The organism is Shewanella sp. FJAT-51649, from assembly GCF_019457435.1.
Lineage (GTDB): Bacteria > Pseudomonadota > Gammaproteobacteria > Enterobacterales > Shewanellaceae > Shewanella > Shewanella mangrovisoli.
In genome coordinates, this window is sequence record NZ_CP080411.1 from 3,650,458 (window position 1) to 3,666,598 (window position 16,141).

The 16,141-nt window shown below is 46.1% G+C and carries 19 protein-coding genes and 3 tRNA genes; 16 read left to right on the top strand and 6 right to left on the bottom strand.

All coding sequences use genetic code 11. The annotated features are described in order from the left end of the window. Window positions 1–77: 77 nt before the first annotated feature. Both pgeF and rluD read right to left on the bottom strand, forming a co-directional pair. Complete coding sequence (gene pgeF / locus K0H59_RS16020; RefSeq protein WP_220053679.1) at window positions 78–866, bottom strand: peptidoglycan editing factor PgeF; 789 nt, start codon at window positions 864–866, stop codon at window positions 78–80. A 3-nt stretch (window positions 867–869) separates the two neighbouring features. Then, on the bottom strand, window positions 870–1,841 hold the full coding sequence (rluD, locus tag K0H59_RS16025; protein ID WP_011623739.1) for a 23S rRNA pseudouridine(1911/1915/1917) synthase RluD: 972 nt from the start codon (window positions 1,839–1,841) through the stop codon (window positions 870–872). Window positions 1,842–1,963: 122 nt separating this feature from the next. Here rluD and K0H59_RS16030 point away from each other — a divergent pair, with 122 nt between their 5' ends. The 6 genes from K0H59_RS16030 (at window position 1,964) to hmpA (ending at window position 6,442) form a co-directional block, all read left to right on the top strand. Next, window positions 1,964–2,725: an outer membrane protein assembly factor BamD gene (locus K0H59_RS16030; RefSeq protein WP_088210383.1), complete on the top strand. Its 762-nt coding sequence runs from the start codon at window positions 1,964–1,966 to the stop codon at window positions 2,723–2,725. A gap of 219 nt (window positions 2,726–2,944) precedes the next feature. Then, window positions 2,945–3,020: transfer RNA gene (locus tag K0H59_RS16035), tRNA-Phe, on the top strand. 55 nt (window positions 3,021–3,075) lie between these two features. After that, window positions 3,076–3,162, top strand: a tRNA-Leu gene (locus K0H59_RS16040). 44 nt (window positions 3,163–3,206) lie between these two features. Then, window positions 3,207–3,293 (top strand) — tRNA-Leu (locus K0H59_RS16045). Window positions 3,294–3,456: 163 nt separating this feature from the next. Then, window positions 3,457–5,082: a methyl-accepting chemotaxis protein gene (locus tag K0H59_RS16050; RefSeq protein WP_220053680.1), complete on the top strand. Its 1,626-nt coding sequence runs from the start codon at window positions 3,457–3,459 to the stop codon at window positions 5,080–5,082. A 166-nt stretch (window positions 5,083–5,248) separates the two neighbouring features. After that, entirely contained in the window at window positions 5,249–6,442 is a 1,194-nt protein-coding gene (gene hmpA, locus K0H59_RS16055; protein WP_220053681.1) for an NO-inducible flavohemoprotein, read from the top strand. 97 nt (window positions 6,443–6,539) lie between these two features. Here the strand turns inward: hmpA and K0H59_RS16060 are convergent, their stop codons facing one another. Together K0H59_RS16060 and K0H59_RS16065 are read right to left on the bottom strand one after the other, a co-directional pair. After that, the gene (locus tag K0H59_RS16060; protein ID WP_220053682.1) at window positions 6,540–7,265 is read right to left on the bottom strand and encodes a pseudouridine synthase; all 726 of its coding nucleotides are present in this window, start codon (window positions 7,263–7,265) and stop codon (window positions 6,540–6,542) included. A 14-nt stretch (window positions 7,266–7,279) separates the two neighbouring features. Beyond that, window positions 7,280–7,900, bottom strand: a complete 621-nt coding sequence (locus K0H59_RS16065) for a metalloregulator ArsR/SmtB family transcription factor (RefSeq protein ID WP_088210380.1) — start codon at window positions 7,898–7,900, stop codon at window positions 7,280–7,282. A gap of 146 nt (window positions 7,901–8,046) precedes the next feature. Between K0H59_RS16065 and K0H59_RS16070 the strand changes: the two genes are divergently transcribed. The 3 genes from K0H59_RS16070 (at window position 8,047) to K0H59_RS16080 (ending at window position 9,742) form a co-directional block, all read left to right on the top strand. Further along, a complete protein-coding gene (locus K0H59_RS16070; protein ID WP_220053683.1) occupies window positions 8,047–8,661 on the top strand; it encodes an NADPH-dependent FMN reductase in 615 nt (204 codons plus the stop codon). Between the two features lie 50 nt (window positions 8,662–8,711). Further along, the gene (locus K0H59_RS16075; RefSeq protein ID WP_220053684.1) at window positions 8,712–9,128 is read left to right on the top strand and encodes a VOC family protein; all 417 of its coding nucleotides are present in this window, start codon (window positions 8,712–8,714) and stop codon (window positions 9,126–9,128) included. Window positions 9,129–9,271: 143 nt separating this feature from the next. Next, window positions 9,272–9,742, top strand: coding sequence for a YcxB family protein (locus K0H59_RS16080; protein WP_011718001.1), 471 nt, complete (start codon window positions 9,272–9,274; stop codon window positions 9,740–9,742). Window positions 9,743–9,823: 81 nt separating this feature from the next. On the opposite strand, the gene K0H59_RS16085 is transcribed toward K0H59_RS16080, so the two are convergent. Next, complete coding sequence (locus K0H59_RS16085) at window positions 9,824–10,393, bottom strand: acetate uptake transporter (protein ID WP_011718002.1); 570 nt, start codon at window positions 10,391–10,393, stop codon at window positions 9,824–9,826. 502 nt (window positions 10,394–10,895) lie between these two features. On the opposite strand from K0H59_RS16085, the gene K0H59_RS16090 reads away from it, so the two are divergent. From K0H59_RS16090 to K0H59_RS16115, 6 genes are all read left to right on the top strand, one after another. Continuing rightward, window positions 10,896–11,069, top strand: a complete 174-nt coding sequence (locus tag K0H59_RS16090; RefSeq protein WP_220053685.1) for a hypothetical protein — start codon at window positions 10,896–10,898, stop codon at window positions 11,067–11,069. A 50-nt stretch (window positions 11,070–11,119) separates the two neighbouring features. Continuing rightward, window positions 11,120–11,356: a hypothetical protein gene (locus tag K0H59_RS16095; protein ID WP_011718003.1), complete on the top strand. Its 237-nt coding sequence runs from the start codon at window positions 11,120–11,122 to the stop codon at window positions 11,354–11,356. Window positions 11,357–11,705: 349 nt separating this feature from the next. Beyond that, the gene (locus K0H59_RS16100) at window positions 11,706–12,569 is read left to right on the top strand and encodes a MipA/OmpV family protein (RefSeq protein ID WP_220053686.1); all 864 of its coding nucleotides are present in this window, start codon (window positions 11,706–11,708) and stop codon (window positions 12,567–12,569) included. Between the two features lie 26 nt (window positions 12,570–12,595). Then, window positions 12,596–12,988, top strand: a complete 393-nt coding sequence (locus tag K0H59_RS16105; RefSeq protein ID WP_176370355.1) for a DUF3019 domain-containing protein — start codon at window positions 12,596–12,598, stop codon at window positions 12,986–12,988. Further along, complete coding sequence (locus K0H59_RS16110; RefSeq protein WP_011718006.1) at window positions 12,988–13,701, top strand: winged helix-turn-helix domain-containing protein; 714 nt, start codon at window positions 12,988–12,990, stop codon at window positions 13,699–13,701. Before K0H59_RS16105 ends, K0H59_RS16110 begins: the two co-directional genes overlap by 1 nt. Window positions 13,702–13,709: 8 nt before the next feature. Further along, window positions 13,710–14,978 carry an ATP-binding protein gene (locus K0H59_RS16115; RefSeq protein WP_220053687.1) on the top strand — a complete coding sequence of 423 codons (1,269 nt, stop codon included), beginning with the start codon at window positions 13,710–13,712 and terminating at the stop codon, window positions 14,976–14,978. 28 nt (window positions 14,979–15,006) lie between these two features. Here K0H59_RS16115 and K0H59_RS16120 read toward each other — a convergent pair whose 3' ends face one another. Next, window positions 15,007–15,315, bottom strand: a complete 309-nt coding sequence (locus tag K0H59_RS16120; RefSeq protein ID WP_220053688.1) for a DUF1289 domain-containing protein — start codon at window positions 15,313–15,315, stop codon at window positions 15,007–15,009. A gap of 157 nt (window positions 15,316–15,472) precedes the next feature. Here K0H59_RS16120 and K0H59_RS16125 point away from each other — a divergent pair, with 157 nt between their 5' ends. Further along, the gene (locus K0H59_RS16125; protein ID WP_220053689.1) at window positions 15,473–16,009 is read left to right on the top strand and encodes a DUF4136 domain-containing protein; all 537 of its coding nucleotides are present in this window, start codon (window positions 15,473–15,475) and stop codon (window positions 16,007–16,009) included. Window positions 16,010–16,141 lie beyond the last annotated feature (132 nt).

The window sequence follows — 16,141 nt, forward strand, 5'->3', positions numbered from 1 at the left end:
TAGTTAAAAGATGGGGGCTATTTAACCGATTTCAAGCAAGACGGCGGGAAATTAATACAAATTGTAGGGGAATATACCTAAGACTTAAGCCAGATCAATGAAGCCATGCGGCCAGTGACTTTATCGCGGCGATAAGAGAAATAATCTGGGCTAGAGACAGTGCAAATATCGGCGCTGTAGACCTGCTTAATGCCCAGTTTCTTTAAGCGCAATTTAGCTAATCCGATAATATCGGCGAGGTACTTGTCCGGCTTAGTTGACTGACATTGAGCGACAAAGCAGTTTGCGGCGTTAGGATCTGTTGCCATAAAGGCTGCACGCACCTCGGCGCCAATCTCAAAGGTCTTGGGCCCAATGGCTGGCCCTAGATAGGCAATCAGCTCACTCGGCTTAGAGGCAAATTTTGCCACACTCGCCTCAATCACCCCATCACAGAGTCCGCGCCAGCCAGCATGGGCAGCGGCGACTTCTGTACCTTGCTCGTTACATAAAAGTACTGGCAAACAGTCGGCGGTCATCACCACACAAACCCGCCCTGCGAGATTGCTATAACTGGCATCGGCCACCAAAGGTGGCGTATCTTGCGCGTCCACACTCTCTGATTGAGCTTCTTGGGCAAGATTAATTGGGGCGATATCGGCTAAATCAACCACCTGAGTGCCATGGACTTGCTCCAACCACACTGGCTCAGTCGCAAGCCCTAACTGTTTCGCCAAAATGCCACGATTAGCCAATACCTGCTGCGGCGCATCCCCCACATGCAGCCCTAAGTTCAGGCTGTCGTAGGGGGCGAGACTCACACCGCCGTGGCGGTCAGTCATCGCAATTGCCACATTATCCGGTACAGGCCAATCGTGAAGCAGCATAGCTTAGTACTCGACTGGGTGTTCTAAGGTATCTTGACGCAGCGCTTTGGTCAGAATCACCATGTCTTCTGGAATAGGCGCGGTCCAGCTCATGATTTCACAAGTCACAGGATGCGCTAACTCCAGACGCACCGCATGCAATGCTTGGCGTTTAAAGTTTTTCAGGATCTCGAAAAACTCAGGACTTGCAGCCTTGGGTGGTTTTGGACGGCCGCCATAAACTGGGTCACCCACCAACACATGGCCAATATATGCCATATGCACGCGGATTTGGTGAGTACGGCCCGATTCTAAACGCAATCTTAAACGGGTGTGATTACGGAATTTTTCCGCGACACGGTAGTGAGTCACCGCAGGTTTACCCGAATGATGCACCGCCATATGGGTACGTTTTGTCGGATGACGACCAATAGGTTCATCGACTGTACCGCCCGCAGTCATAGTGCCGAGGACAATCGCCTCATACTCACGGGTGATTTCACGGGCTTGCAACGCAGCCACTAAATGGGTTTGGGCTTCAACCGTTTTGGCCACCACCATCAAACCTGTGGTGTCTTTATCCAGACGATGCACAATACCTGCACGTGGCACGTGCTCAATATTAGGGCAGTGATGCAGCAGGGCGTTCATCAAAGTGCCATCGGCATTGCCCGCACCGGGGTGAACCACTAGTCCCGCTTGTTTATTGATGACTAAGATATCATCGTCTTCATAGACAATATCCAGCTCAATGGCTTGCGCGGCCGCATGTACTTCTTCTTCGAGCGTGGCATTAATTTCAATGCGCTGCAGCTCGAATACCTTTTCGCGCGGCTTATTCACCATCACGCCATCAACATAGACTGCATCAGATAGGATCCATTCCTTGATGCGCGTGCGCGAGTAATCTGGGAACAACTCAGCCAGTGCTTGATCCAATCTCAGGCCAGTTTGTGTTGCCGAAATCTCGCTTTTTAGATTAATCTCTTGTGTCATAGGAACCGTATCCCCATTTTGGGGTCAAAAAATGTGTGCTATCTGTTACAATCGAATGCTTTCTATTTTATCGTGAAATGGAAAAATTCTTAACTACAACTTATAAAGAATTGAATTCAAGTATGTATAAATTCTCCAAAGGCTTAACCTTAGTCCTATTTTCGCTAGCGTTATCAGCCTGTAGCAGCAGTCCTGAAGATAACGATATTGCCGCCAAAACCTCACCTGATGTGCTCTATTCTCAGGCAAGAACCTCCATGGAACTTGGCAATTACTCTAAAGCCGTCCGTTCATTGGAAGCGTTAGACTCACGCTTTCCCTTCGGACCACATAAAACTCAGGTTCAATTAGATCTGATTTATGCCTATTACAAAATGGACGATGTTGCCTCTGGCATTGCCAACATTGACAGATTCATCCGTTTAAACCCAACCCATCCCAATATCGACTATGTCTACTATATGCGTGGACTCGTCAATATGCAGGCTGACAGCTATCTGTTCCACGATATGTTGAATATCGATAGAACCGACCGCGATCCTAAAAATGCCCAAGATGCCTTTAAGGATTTTGATCGTTTAATCAAAACCTATCCCAACAGCAAATATGCTGCCGATGCGCAAAAACGCATGCTGTCGCTGAAAAACCGTTTAGCAAAGTATTCCATTCAAGTTGCTGAGTATTATCTCAAAATGAACGCTTGGAGTGCTGCGGCCGTTCGTGCTCAATCTGTGTTGGAAACATATCCCGGCACTCCTTCAACGGAACGTGCACTGGAGATTATGGCAGAAGCTTATGGCGAGTTAGGTCAGAACCAACTGAAGCAAAACGTGCTCATGGTAATGCAAGCTAACTTCCCAAACAACGAAATCTTATCGAACTAAGCGTAAATGCCCCTTTATAAGGGGCATTTTTTTATCTTAAGTTCACCGTTTGATGCCCCTTCCCTTTTAGGTTCTGCAGCGCGCCAAGTTCCTTTTCATATGGGCAAGAGTCAATAAATACGCTATTCGTGTAAAACTTATCCAACCGCACTACTTTTTGCATTATTTCGTAAAAATCAGTTGACTCAAAAGCCGAAAAGCCTTTAAATTGCGCCCGTCGCCCGAATAGCTCAGTCGGTAGAGCAGAGGATTGAAAATCCTCGTGTCCCTGGTTCGATTCCGGGTTCGGGCACCATCTTTAAATTGGTTGCCTTAGCGATCAGTGTTAAAGAATCGCAATAAAGTACAGTGCAGGTGTGGTGGAATTGGTAGACACGCTAGCTTCAGGTGCTAGTGCCCTTGCGGGCGTGGAGGTTCAAGTCCTCTCACCTGTACCAAATTGCGATTCAAATTAAAATTCGACACAATGTCGGATATCAATGCAGATGTGGTGGAATTGGTAGACACGCTAGCTTCAGGTGCTAGTGCCCTTGCGGGCGTGGAGGTTCAAGTCCTCTCATCTGTACCAACATTTAAACCTCGCTTAGCGAGGTTTTTTTGTATCTGCGATTAAATTTCCTTAAGTAACTTATCACCTTCCTTAAATTTGCTATAACTATTCATACAGACTCATCATAGGGACAGCTCGAGCTCTGCCTAAAGGACTCCCTTGTTTCACCGAGGAAATCCATATGAATGGTCTACAAATAAAACAAAAAATGTTTATTGGCATTCTCGTGCCACTCCTAATGCTACTGACTATCGGTTTTATCGCCATCAATATGATGGGAAAAATCGAATATGGTGTCGAACGCATCTATAACGACCGAGTCGTCCCCCTTGATGATCTCAAAGTGATTGCCGATAAATATGCCGTGGATGTGATTGATGCGGTGAACAAGGCTAATGCCGGCGGCTTTACGGCTTCTCAGGCCATCAATGCCCTTGAAAGTGCTAAATCCACAGTCAATCAACGCTGGCAGAAATATCTATCCACTGAGCTTACCAAGGAAGAATCGAAACTCGCGCAGCAAGCTGAGCGTTTATTTACTCCCGCCAATGAACAAATAGAGCAGTTAATCACGTATCTTCGGGGATTAAATGGCGATGTGGTGCATCAACTGAACGACAAAATATTACCTCTGTATAACGCCATCGATCCCATCAGCGGTAAAGTCTCCGAGCTGATTGATCTGCAAATTGAGATCGCCGGTCAGGAGAAAGATGCCGTAAACGGTATTTACCAATCCTCTATTTCTATTTTTATCACCCTTGCGGGTATCGCCATGCTGATAAGCATAGTGATTGGGCTCTGGGTGAATCGCAGCGTGATGAATCCGATCCGTGATATTGTTGAAAATCTTAAGACGATACGACAAGACTCTGATCTCACCGTTAAGTTTAAAACTTTCAACGACGATGAACTCGGGCAGATCTCCACTAGCCTGACCCAAGTGATTGAACATCTGCGGGGCATTTTGCACTCAATTGCCGAAGCCGCAAATACGGTCAATAGTTCAGCCACTGAACTAAGTAGTTTTACCCAAGCAACCAATAAACGCATGCAGCAGCAACAGGCGGAAACCGAACAAACGGCAACGGCCATGAATGAAATGACGGCAACTGTTGCCGAAGTGGCTCAAAGCGCCGCAGCGGCTGCAGATTCTGCCAAGGATGCGGATAGTTATGCCGCCAACGGTAATCATATTGTGATGCAATCCATCACCAGCATGTCGCAACTTTCGGAGCAAATTCAGAAAACGGCGCAAGTGATTGGCTTTTTATCCAATGAAAGCCAAAACATCGGTCGGGTATTGGATGTGATCAAAAGTATTGCCGAACAAACCAATCTACTGGCACTAAATGCGGCGATTGAAGCCGCCCGCGCCGGAGAGCAAGGTCGAGGTTTTGCGGTGGTCGCCGATGAAGTCAGGACATTGGCGCAGCGCACCCAAAAATCGACTCAAGAGATTGAAGCGATGATCGCCACTCTACAACAAGGCGTAAAAGAAGCGGTGAATGCGATGGAGGTTGGTATCAATCAAGTGGATGATGCCAACGATAAGGCGAATCAAGCTGGCCAAGCATTAAAAGAGATTGTCGCCTCCGTCGACAATATCACCGAGTTAAATACTCATATCGCCACGGCTGCCGAGGAACAAAGCAGTGTAGCCGAGAGCATCAACCGCAGCATTATCGCCATCAGTGATATTGCCGAACACTCCACTAACTCAGCCTTAGAGTTGAGTGAATCCGTACTTAATCTCACAAAACTTGCCAATAGTATGCGTAATCAGGTGAGTGCATTTAGGCTGTAACACTTCTTCGTAGGCACAGGTTCACTGTGCCTACGACTTCATTACTCAATACCTATCTTCACAAAAATCACACCTAACAGTTTTAGGTGTGATTTTTATTGATCCAAATCAAATGTATCTTTAAACTAAAATAACATTCATAAATAAAGCATGTTAAGGATTCATTATGTTGGATAGCCGTACCATCCAAGTGATTAAAAGCACCATTCCCCTACTCGAATCTGCTGGTCCCGCACTCACTCAACATTTTTACGAACGGATGTTTAAACATAATCCTGAGTTAAAAGATGTATTTAACTTGGCACATCAGCACTCAGGCGGTCAGCCCGTCGCGCTGTTTAACGCTGTTGCGGCCTATGCCAAAAACATTGATAACTTAGGTGCACTCGGTTCGGCTGTTGAGCGTATCGCCCACAAACACACAGGATTTTTAATCCAACCAGAACAATATGCGATTGTCGGTAGCCACCTATTGGCGACACTCAAAGAGCTGGGTGGAGAAGCCGTCACAGAAGAAGTATTAACAGCATGGGCCGATGCCTATGGAGTTTTAGCCAATATCTTTATCAATCGTGAAGCGCAAATTTATCAAGAAAGTGCTCAGCAGGATGGCGGCTGGTCGGGAGTGCGTGAATTTATCATTAGTGAGAAAAAAGCCGAGTCCTTAGAAATAGCCTCCTTTGTATTAACGCCCGTGGATGGCAAAGCGGTAAAAGACTTTGTTCCAGGACAATACTTAAGCATTAAGGCGCAACATCCTAAGCTTGCCTTCGATGAAATTCGCCAATATTCGCTCTCGGATGCTCCAAATGGTCAAAGCTATCGGATCACGGTAAAGCGTGAGCTTAATGGCCAAGTATCAAATCTACTGCACGATGTACTGCAAGTCGGTGACACACTTTCAGTGATGCCACCTGCTGGCGATTTCACTTTAGCGGTTCAAGCTGAAACACCTGTCGTATTGATTTCAGCTGGAGTTGGGCAAACGCCGATGAAGAGCATGTTAAATCAACTCTTAAAGCTTAGACATCCAAGTACAGTGACTTGGTTACATGCCTGCGAACACGGTGGAGTACACGGATTTAAATCGGCCATCAAAAATAAACTCGGCCAACATGCGAATCTTGCCAGCCATGTATGGTACAGAGAGCCGACAAAGGCTGATGTGTTAGGCCAAGATTATGATTTTGAAGGCACAATGGACTTAACCTCCGTCGCCGATAAAATCGTGGCCAACGCACACTACTATTTCTGTGGTCCGATTGGCTTTATGGCTTCGATCAAACAGCAATTACTCGCCTTCGGTGTACCTAGCGAGCAAATGCACTATGAAGTCTTTGGCCCTCATGCCGAGCTCTAAGGCTGCAACGTCATTATCAATCATCGATAGATAACGAAGCACAAAGCCATCTTCCCGCAAGGCAAGGTGGCTTTGTGCTTGTTCCATAAACGCTGAGTTAGGCAGACTTCCCAGCAAGATAGACAGAAGCCACCTCCTGTGCCGTTAACATACGACTCTCGCCCGGCTTTAAGCCATCATCCAAGGTAATCTCACCGATAGAAAGCCGATGCAATCCCACCACAGGATTACGGAAACGACCAAACATCCGCTTGATTTGATGATACTTTCCTTCCCTTAACGTGACTTCAGCAATATGAGTGTCGAGGATAGTCAGCTTTGCTGGCTGCGTGGTGATATCTTCAAAGCCAAAATACATCCCCTGGGCGAATGCCGCGATATATTCCTCACTCAAAGGATTCGCTAAAGTCACCCGATACACTTTATCCACCTTTTGATCGGGCGACATGAGTGCCTCGGACCAACGGCTATCATTGGTCAGCAGCAATAAACCCGAGGAGTTTAAATCTAACCGCCCTGCAATATGCAGCTCATGGCGAGCATCGCAGTCGAGTAAATCAATCACTGTGCGGTGCTCTGTGTCTTTGGTGGCACTCACTACGCCTACGGGCTTGTGTAGCATTAGATAAACGGGTTTATTAGCCTGTAAGACTTGTCCATCAAACACAATATGGGAAAATTCATCCACCAGCAGATCGAGCGCTTTTGCAGGCGCGCCATCCACATACACTCGCTCCGCCAGCAAGAGTTCTCGCACGGCTTTACGGTGAATTTGTAGCTTAACAGCAAGGTATCTGTCGAGACGACCACGTTTTGATTGCATAACCCCACCCAGCGCTAAGATAAAGGCGCAATGCGATAGGCGCAGCGACGGGCGCCGTCGATGATATGCTCTTCACGGCTTACAGTAGCGATATCGGCAAATAATTGCTGGAACTGTTGCAGTTCGGAGCGGCAAAAGTTTTGGCACTTAGTTGCAGCGCTGCAAATTGGACAGTGATTCTCAAGCAACCAGAAAACGCCACCCGCTTGTTCCTGCGTCGCCATATAGCCTTCGAGGGTACGCAGCTCCACTAGTTTAGTTAAACGACTGGCAATATCCGTCATGCCTTGCATCGCGCTGCGATACTGCTGCATAGCGTTTTGCTCCCTATGCTCAATCAGTTTATCCAAACCTTGATCGCCAAATATCATTTTAACGGAATCAATCAATTGCAAACTAAGCTCACTGTGGCGATCGGCAAAGTGAGTCCGACTCTGCTCCGTAAGTCCCCAATATCGGGTTGGGCGTCCACGGCCTTCGACTCTATCTTCAATATCGACATCACCTGCATCCTCTAAGGCCTGCAAATGCTGCCGAACCCCCATAGTGGTCAGGGCCAGTTCTTCCGCCAGGGTCTTTGCCGTTAAAGGACCATGCAGCTTGAGTAATTGAATAATCTTATCAGTGGTTTTCATATGCACTCTCCGCTCTTCGCCTCGGATTATCCCTCAATCGCCTACCTTTTAACAGAATAAATAAAGTTTTTTATTTATTTTATCCTTTACAAGATTAAATAAAGTAATTACCTTACAAATAATTTATAAACAAATAGGTTTACATAATGAACTTACTCATCATCAGCACTAGCCAAAGAGCTCACTCACAAAGCGCTAAAGTCGCGAGATACATAGCCGAAACCAGTTTTTTATCACCTCATAGTGTCGGTTACGACGCTATCCATCACTTAGAGCTTTGCCAGTTCAATCTGCCATTCTGGGACGGTGAAGAAGACAACAAGGGCGAACATTGGCCTGAGATTGAGCAAAGAGTAGATGCTGCGGATGCCCTCGTTTTGATCACACCTGAATGGGGTGGAATGGCATCGCCACTGCTTAAAAACTTCCTGTTGATGTGTAGCCGTCAGGAAACCGCCCATAAGCCGGTGTTGTTGATTTCAGTTTGCAGCGGCATTAGCGGTGCCTACCCCATTGTAGAAGTCAAAATGAATGCACTCAAAAACAATAAATTAGTGCCGATTCCCGACCATTTGATCATCCGTAATGTCGAGAATGTACTCAACGCTACGCCCCAAGGTACGCGGGATATCGACCTCAGGGAAAGAATGCAATACAGCCTGTTTATGTTGCATCAATACGCCCAAGCCTTAGCGCCGATACGCCAACGCCATGTTCATCAACCCTACCCCAAGCAGCAGGAATACTGCTACGGTATGTAAGCAGCTTGGATGTTTATCACTCTGACTAAAATCATTACAAGGAACGCATTATGATCCATTTAGAACATATCAACCTAGTCGTTGACGACATCCCCAAAGCACTCACTTTTTATCAAGCCGCCTTCCCCCATTGGCGTGTCCGTGGCGGAGATAAAGGGACTTGGTACGGCAAAGCACGCAATTGGATCCACTTTGGCGATGATTATCAGTACATTGCCTTTAGCGATAATGGTGAGGGCGAAAACCGCGACTTAACGGGTCATCAAATAGGCTTAGCCCATTTTGCCTTTGTGGTAAGTGATTTAGATGCCGTGATTGCCAGACTAACCCAAGCCGGTTTTCCGATAGCTAAAGATGGCATGGAAGATCCTTTCCGGCGCAATATTTACTTCTTCGATGCCCATGGCTTTGAGGTCGAGTTTGTGGAATATCTCAGCGATCTGCCCAACGAGCGCAATCGTTATTAAGCGCTAATCCTAAGGCGACGGGATACATAAATTCAGTATTCCTCGCCTTATCCACTCCTTAGAACCACCCTAAAAATCGTTACTTTGACAGGCTAAACCGCTAAACTAGCGCACAATCAGGCTCTCCAATATTAGATAACTCGATGACAACACCTTATTGTTATTCCACTACTTATATCTTAGATAAAGCGCATTTTGACGAGTGTTATACCCAGTCAGTTAAACCCGATCCCACGCTCAAACCTTACTATAAGGCCATGGGGTTTGGACTCATTGGTATTGCACTGATTTTTGCGGATGTCAGCCTCTATTTGGCCTATTTCTTTGTCGGACTTGGGGTGATTGAAGCCTTGAATGTGAAATACAACAAAGCCTGGTGGTTGATGCGGCAGATGATGAGTAAGGCCGCCAATAATGAAGTCACGCTTATCGTGGATGAACAAGGGATTAGCACCCAATCACAATACGTTAAAAGCCAAATCCTTTGGACGGATATTTACCGTATTGTACCAACGGAAAAGGGGTTTCTGATCACCCATAAAACTGGCACTAGTTATATTTCCAATCGCAGTTTAGATGAGGCCTGTAGCGCGTTTATTAAGGCGAAAATCTAACCTAAACGTCACAGGCGTTAAAAAGCAAAAAGGCTGAATCATTCAGCCTTTTTGTTAAATACTCAACATCAATAATGACGCTTAAGCCTTTGCTTTTAACTCACCAATCGGCAAAATCGTGCGGCCATATTCATTGTTAAGCACTTGCGCCATCGCAAAGTAAATCGCACTCGCGCCACAGATAATCCCTTCAAAACCCGCAATAGTGCCGATCAAGGCGCTACCGGTGAAATCTCTTGCCGCCAACAGGAAGAACAAAATCGTGAGCGAGGCAAACACAAACTGTTTCGCTCTTGGGTAGCGTAGCGAACCGACGAACATAAAAGCAGTAAAGATCCCCCACAGGGTTAAATACCATCCCATAAAGTGGGTTGGGCTCGCCGCAATCCCAGCATTAGGCATTAAAATCAGCCCGACTAAGGTTAGCCAAAATAAACCGTAGGAGGTAAATGCGGTTGTCCCAAAGGTATCACCCCGCATAAAACACATAATGCCGACAATGATTTGGCCGAGTCCGCCATAGAAAATGCCCATCGCTAAGATCATTGCATCAATCGGAAAATAGCCCGCATTGTGAATGTTCAGCAGGATAGTCGTCATACCAAAGCCCATTAAACCTAATGGAGCAGGATTCGCCAGTTTCGTCGACACAGGAAGTCCCCAAAAATAAATAAGTTAATCTCAGCACCTAGATACACTCTAGGTACTTATTATTTTATAAAAAGCGGCGAATTCTAGATAACTAATAAAGAGATCACAACCAAAATATCAATACTAGACAAAAACATAAATTTATCATTAAAAATCATAATCATAATAAATATAAAATTCAATTAGACCTAAAGTTTAAAAATTAATCCAATAAGATTCAAACAACTACAAAACATCGACATAAAGAGTGCGCCACATCTGATTTATCGGTTAATTTTGCTCGACTTCAAACTTCCCATTTCCCCACCTAAAAATAACGTTAGCCCACATAGGGCTAAAGCCTAAAAAACATTAACTTCATCCCATAACGCCATCAAAGATGAGATAAGTCTAGTTTTAGACAAATTGATAACATTTAGGCGCGCGGGGCAAGGAAACTTAAGCCCTTTTAGAGAGTCTTAGAGGGAAGAGCTCAGCTTGGCGTAAGAGAGGATGCGATTGAGTGGCATTGTATGGAGGGTTCATCTTTGCAAAACAGGCCTCAACCCTCGATAAAGCTGCCCATAAAATAAGCGACTTTGGCTGGCAAAAATGGCTCACCAAATTAGCGAAAAATTATTTATATCTAAAAAATAATAGCAGTGATAGATTGCTATCTGTTGACGCAGCGGCATGATGGGAAACCAGTTAGGCTGTTGTTAACTATCAATAACTAAAGGAAATAAAATGAAAACCTTATCAGCTGTTATCACACTATCGGCACTTATGAGTTTCGCAACCTTTGCCGACGAATCGACACTTCCTCCCGCCCCTGCAAATGATATCGCTCAACTGACAGAAGTGTGCCAACAAATGGCCTCTGAAGATCAGGTCGAAAATGCCGAGCTTAAACAATATGTGCTCGACTGCGTGAATGACCAGCTAACAGAAATGGGTTATCAAACCGTAAAAGAGCTTAACTGATCGTTTTTACTTCCTTTAGCCTATAAGCTCTTTCGGGTTTTAGCGCCTTGTCCTTATGCCATTCACATTCTGAATGGCATTTTTATTGTGCAGACAAACAGATTTGGCAAACTTTCACCTCACAAAACACTACAAAATAGCAACTAAAAATCACCAAGCTTAAAAAACCTAAACAAAGGTATTTTTTGCTTTTATTTTGTCTTTCAAGTGATTGCGTAATCTACATATCAGCTATTTATATGATATCTGTATCATTTTGCATCCCTAAAGGTGAAAGCACTGTGGAATTAAGCATAAAATGCTAATCTGTTGCCCATTATTGACAGACATTAAACCCGAACGCAAAATCATGTATCGAATTCTATTTATCTTACTCGCCGCACTTAGCCTGCCTTCAATAGGAATGGCGAAGGAGCCGTGCGTCACTAAAGATGAATGTATTGAAATGCGTAACTGGGATTTAGGGGTGGCGATCGGCTGGGGACAGAAGACCAATCCATTGCGAGATTTTGATGATATCCCAGTCTTCTTTATTCCCTCCGTAGCTTACTATGGTGAGCATTGGTTTTTTGATAATGGCAACTTGGGCTACAGTTTAACCGAGCAGAAGTACTTCAGCTTAAACTTAGTCACCAGTTATAGCTTAGATAGGGCCTACTTTTACCGTTGGGATCCGTCCAATATCTTCCTAAAACGCAGTTCACAGGAAGAGGCCAGACTGCTCTCAACCAATACCGCCCTGAGCAGTGAGCCAGACCCCGTATTTAACTCCTTAGAATCGCGCAACTTTACTATGCTCGGCGGCGCTGAAGCCTTTATTTATAGCCCGTTAGGTGTAGTGAGATTGGCCTATACCCATGATATGTTTAATGTACACCAAGGGTCCGAAGCGCAAATCAAATGGACCTATGGCTGGCATTTAACGCGTTGGGTGATGGATATGTCACTCGTATTCGATTGGAAGAGTACCAATGTGGTCGACTATTACTATGGTGTTCGCCCGAGTGAAAATGATTATTGGAGCCAACATTACCATGCCGATGCAGGTTGGAATAAAGGGATAGAAATGACAGCCCGTTATATCTTAACTGATAACTGGGATATGCTTTTTGCGTTCCGCTACACACAACTTGCAGACGAAATTGCCGCCAGCCCCTTGCTCGATCAAGACTATAGCAGCACATATTTTATTGGCGCGGCATATAGGTTCTGACACTAGTGACTCCCCTTCATATCAGGATGCTGTGCGTGTTAGGCCTAAGCGTTAGCTTGATGGGGCCCAGTTATGCTCTTGCAGCATCAAATGAAGAGTCAACCTTAAAACTCACCCCCGAAATCTGTATCACTGGGGATGAAAGCCAAGCCTGTGAGATCCGCGTAGAGTTACAGTGGCAACTAGCCAACGACGAGCTAGTCTGTATCTTGTCCGATAATAATGCCTATCCTAAATGGTGCAGCGAATCACTGGAACAGCATGCAATAACGTTGAATGTCAGTACGTTAAACGATATTCAATTTATCTTAGTGAGTAAGGACACCAATCAAACACTGGCTGGAGCCAAATTAAAAATTACGTCAACCTCGCAGCCTCAGGTGCGCAGACGTTACCGTAACCCTTGGAGTTTATTTTAATGACGAATCCACAATCACCCCACAGAGTGTTATTGGTTGAAGATGATGTCCGTCTTGCGAATTTAATCGTAGATTACTTGAAATCACACGGTATGCACGTTGAAGTCGAGCGCCGCGGTGACACAGTCTTAACCCGCTTAATCAACTACAAGCCCGATATCATACTGCTAGACATTATGTTGCCTGGTCTAGATGGCCTTAGCCTGTGTGAAAAGCTGCCCGATTACTTTGCTGGCCCGATCCTGCTGATGAGTGCCCTAGGGTCGAGCGAAGATCAGATCAAAGGCTTAGAACTCGGTGCCGACGACTATGTGGTGAAACCCGTCGACCCAGCACTCCTGGTTGCCCGTATCAACAACCTATTGCGCCGCCAAAACCAACCGCCGCAAGCCGAATCCCACTGCCTGACCTTTGGTAAACTGAGTATCGATCCCCATACCCATGCTATCCGCCTCGACAACAAAGAAGTCGATCTCACCAGCCATGAATTTGAACTCCTCTGGTTACTGGCTTCACAGGCGGGACAAGTGCTGAGCCGTCAGTACATCTATCAATTACTGCTTAATATTGATTTTGATGGTAAAGACAGAAAGATAGATGTGCGTATTTCAAGGCTGCGTAAAAAGCTCAACGACAATATCGAGACCCCCTTCAGAATTAAAACCGTCTGGGGACAGGGTTATCTCTTCGCCCCTGAGGCTTGGAACAACTAAGAGCTGCCGTGAAACGTCTCTTTATCAGCTTATATTTACTGCTGAGCCTCAGTTTTCTGGGCATAGGCTGGACACTGGACAGCCTGTGGCAGAAAAATGTGGATGAAAATAATGCGTTAGATGCTCCTCTGGTTGCGTTAGCCCAGTTGCTAACACAGCTACCAGAGGAGAATCGTAACGCCTATCTTGAGGCGCTGCCCAGCCATGATCAGTTGCCCCTTAATCTGCTCAGCCCAGATCAAATCGCGCTAGCCAAGGATCAACAGCTCACGCTCAACCATGTGGTCACCACCACAACCAGCGAGGGCGAGCAATTCCAGTTTATTCAGGTTGGCGAGCAAGTGTTGATGGCGGGCCCCATAGAGATAGACCCAAGAGCCTCATTGCGAAATCTGTTTACGCTGTTTTTCTATCTCTCACTGGCGTTAGTTGCGCTGATTTGGGTCGGCCCGCTGTCGCGGGATTTAAGCATCTTACGTAAGGCCACCAAGGATTTTGGCGAAGCCAAATGGGATACACGCATTAGCCTCTCAAACCGCTCGCAGGTTAAACCCTTAGCGAACACCTTTAATGAAATGGCGCGCCATATCAGTGCGTTAATCGAAAACCAAAAACATTTATCCAATGCGGTTTCCCACGAGATCCGCACCCCACTCGCACGGCTGAAATTCGCCCTCGCCCTAATGCCGATGTACTGCCAGCCCGATTCTGACGAGCAAAAGCGTCAGGATTTTCTCAATGAGATGCAGCTCGACATTAAGGAAATGGAAAACCTGCTGCAGGAACTGCTGACTTACGCCAGTCTTGAGGCTCAGCGCGAAGGCACGCCTTTAGACGAATACGATCTGCTTAGCTTAGTTAACCAGAGCATCAAACGCTTGAGCAGCTTAAGTGATACCCCCATCAGCTTACAGGCGGAGATGACAACTCTCCCCTTGGTCGGCGAACCCGCTCTGATTGAACGCGCACTACAAAACCTGCTGACCAACGCCCAGCGTTTTGCTCGCCAGCAAATATTGATTGAAGTCAGCCAAACCCCGCAAAGGGTGACTTTAAGTGTTAGTAATGATGGGGAGCCTATTCCCGAGGTGGATTTACCTATGGTGTTCGAGCCCTTTTATCGCAGCCAATCGGTGCAAAATGGTAACAAGGGTCATGGCTTAGGTCTGGCGATTATCAAACGAATTATGCAACGTCATCAGGGCGAAGTAAGCGTCAGCAGCAATCCCACTCAAACGCGCTTTACCTTAAGCTGGCCAAAGAAACGGGAAATTTAAGCGTTTTACTGGCGCTCTCAAAGTCAGATTACTCCTCGAGGTCAAAATCCCCAAGATCTAACTCAGCGGCGTCTTGCGGCGCAAAATCGAGTTGTGGATTAAGCGCCGCCCTCTCCTGCTCAAGTGCTTGCTGACGGGCTTTATATAAAGCCAACTGCCGCCGACGCTTACGTTGGTGGCATAAACGGATCACATCGTGCTTTTGGGCATCAGTGAAGTGCAACCAATTGAATCGCTCCTCACGATTACGCAGGCAACCTTTGCAATAGCCGCGGGCATCGGTTTGGCACACACCGATGCAGGGACTAGGTATTTCGAAAAAGGCTAACTGTTCCATGATGTTGAGCGACTCTACCAATTAAGCATCTAAAATACGTGACCTTAGAGACACAAGTAAAACAAGACAAAAATTAAACACTTTTCACTAAATTACTTGCAGTCTTACTGTTAATCAAGGCACATTGAACAGAGTTTGTACAACTTGGAGTGCCATCATGGGATACAAAAATATCGCCAGTCTGTTTGTCGCCTTGGTCTTAGTCAGCGCCTGCAGCAGTAAGCCGAAAAATGATTACGATCTCAATTACGACTTTAAGGCATTACAAAGCTTTACCCAGCTCGCTCCCCAGCCCAGCGACGACCCACTCAGCGCCCAGCGCATTCAAACCGAAATCACCCAGCAATTAAGCCAAAAGGGCTTTACTGAAAATGCCTCTTCCCCCGATTTTAAAGTCGCCTATGGTTTACTAACTCAAGACAAACCCAAAGACTCAGGCTTATCCATAGGTTTAGGCACGGGCAGTTTTGGCCGCTCTGGCGGCATTGGCGTAGGTACGAGCGTCGGCGTGCCGCTTGGCAGTGACACGGCAAAAATCCAAACTATTCAAATTGATATTATCGACACTAAAACCAATAAGCTGATTTGGCGCGGCACCGATAGTTTCGATTTTGATGGCGGCGGCGATAAAAAAGCTCAAGACACAGCCAAAGCCGTTAGCCGGATTTTGGCGCAGTTTCCACCGCAGCCATAAGCCTGATTAAAACGGCGCTGATTGCTCTGATGGCGGTTAGCCCTTGATGATTTAAACCACAATGGTTTAAATCACCGTGGCTTATACAATAGCCAATAAAAATGGGCGATAAACGCCCATTTTTATTGCCGA

Coding starts and splice junctions, on each gene's coding strand:
- K0H59_RS16050 (WP_220053680.1), top strand. CDS start 3,457: ATGAATGGTCTACAAATAAAACAAAAAATGTTTATTGGCATTCTCGTG.
- K0H59_RS16120 (WP_220053688.1), bottom strand. CDS start 15,315: ATGGAACAGTTAGCCTTTTTCGAAATACCTAGTCCCTGCATCGGTGTG.
- K0H59_RS16105 (WP_176370355.1), top strand. CDS start 12,596: ATGCTGTGCGTGTTAGGCCTAAGCGTTAGCTTGATGGGGCCCAGTTAT.
- K0H59_RS16060 (WP_220053682.1), bottom strand. CDS start 7,265: ATGCAATCAAAACGTGGTCGTCTCGACAGATACCTTGCTGTTAAGCTA.
- K0H59_RS16125 (WP_220053689.1), top strand. CDS start 15,473: ATGGGATACAAAAATATCGCCAGTCTGTTTGTCGCCTTGGTCTTAGTC.
- K0H59_RS16030 (WP_088210383.1), top strand. CDS start 1,964: ATGTATAAATTCTCCAAAGGCTTAACCTTAGTCCTATTTTCGCTAGCG.
- pgeF (WP_220053679.1), bottom strand. CDS start 866: ATGCTGCTTCACGATTGGCCTGTACCGGATAATGTGGCAATTGCGATG.
- K0H59_RS16075 (WP_220053684.1), top strand. CDS start 8,712: ATGATCCATTTAGAACATATCAACCTAGTCGTTGACGACATCCCCAAA.
- K0H59_RS16095 (WP_011718003.1), top strand. CDS start 11,120: ATGAAAACCTTATCAGCTGTTATCACACTATCGGCACTTATGAGTTTC.
- K0H59_RS16100 (WP_220053686.1), top strand. CDS start 11,706: ATGTATCGAATTCTATTTATCTTACTCGCCGCACTTAGCCTGCCTTCA.
- K0H59_RS16110 (WP_011718006.1), top strand. CDS start 12,988: ATGACGAATCCACAATCACCCCACAGAGTGTTATTGGTTGAAGATGAT.
- hmpA (WP_220053681.1), top strand. CDS start 5,249: ATGTTGGATAGCCGTACCATCCAAGTGATTAAAAGCACCATTCCCCTA.
- K0H59_RS16070 (WP_220053683.1), top strand. CDS start 8,047: ATGAACTTACTCATCATCAGCACTAGCCAAAGAGCTCACTCACAAAGC.
- K0H59_RS16080 (WP_011718001.1), top strand. CDS start 9,272: ATGACAACACCTTATTGTTATTCCACTACTTATATCTTAGATAAAGCG.
- rluD (WP_011623739.1), bottom strand. CDS start 1,841: ATGACACAAGAGATTAATCTAAAAAGCGAGATTTCGGCAACACAAACT.
- K0H59_RS16065 (WP_088210380.1), bottom strand. CDS start 7,900: ATGAAAACCACTGATAAGATTATTCAATTACTCAAGCTGCATGGTCCT.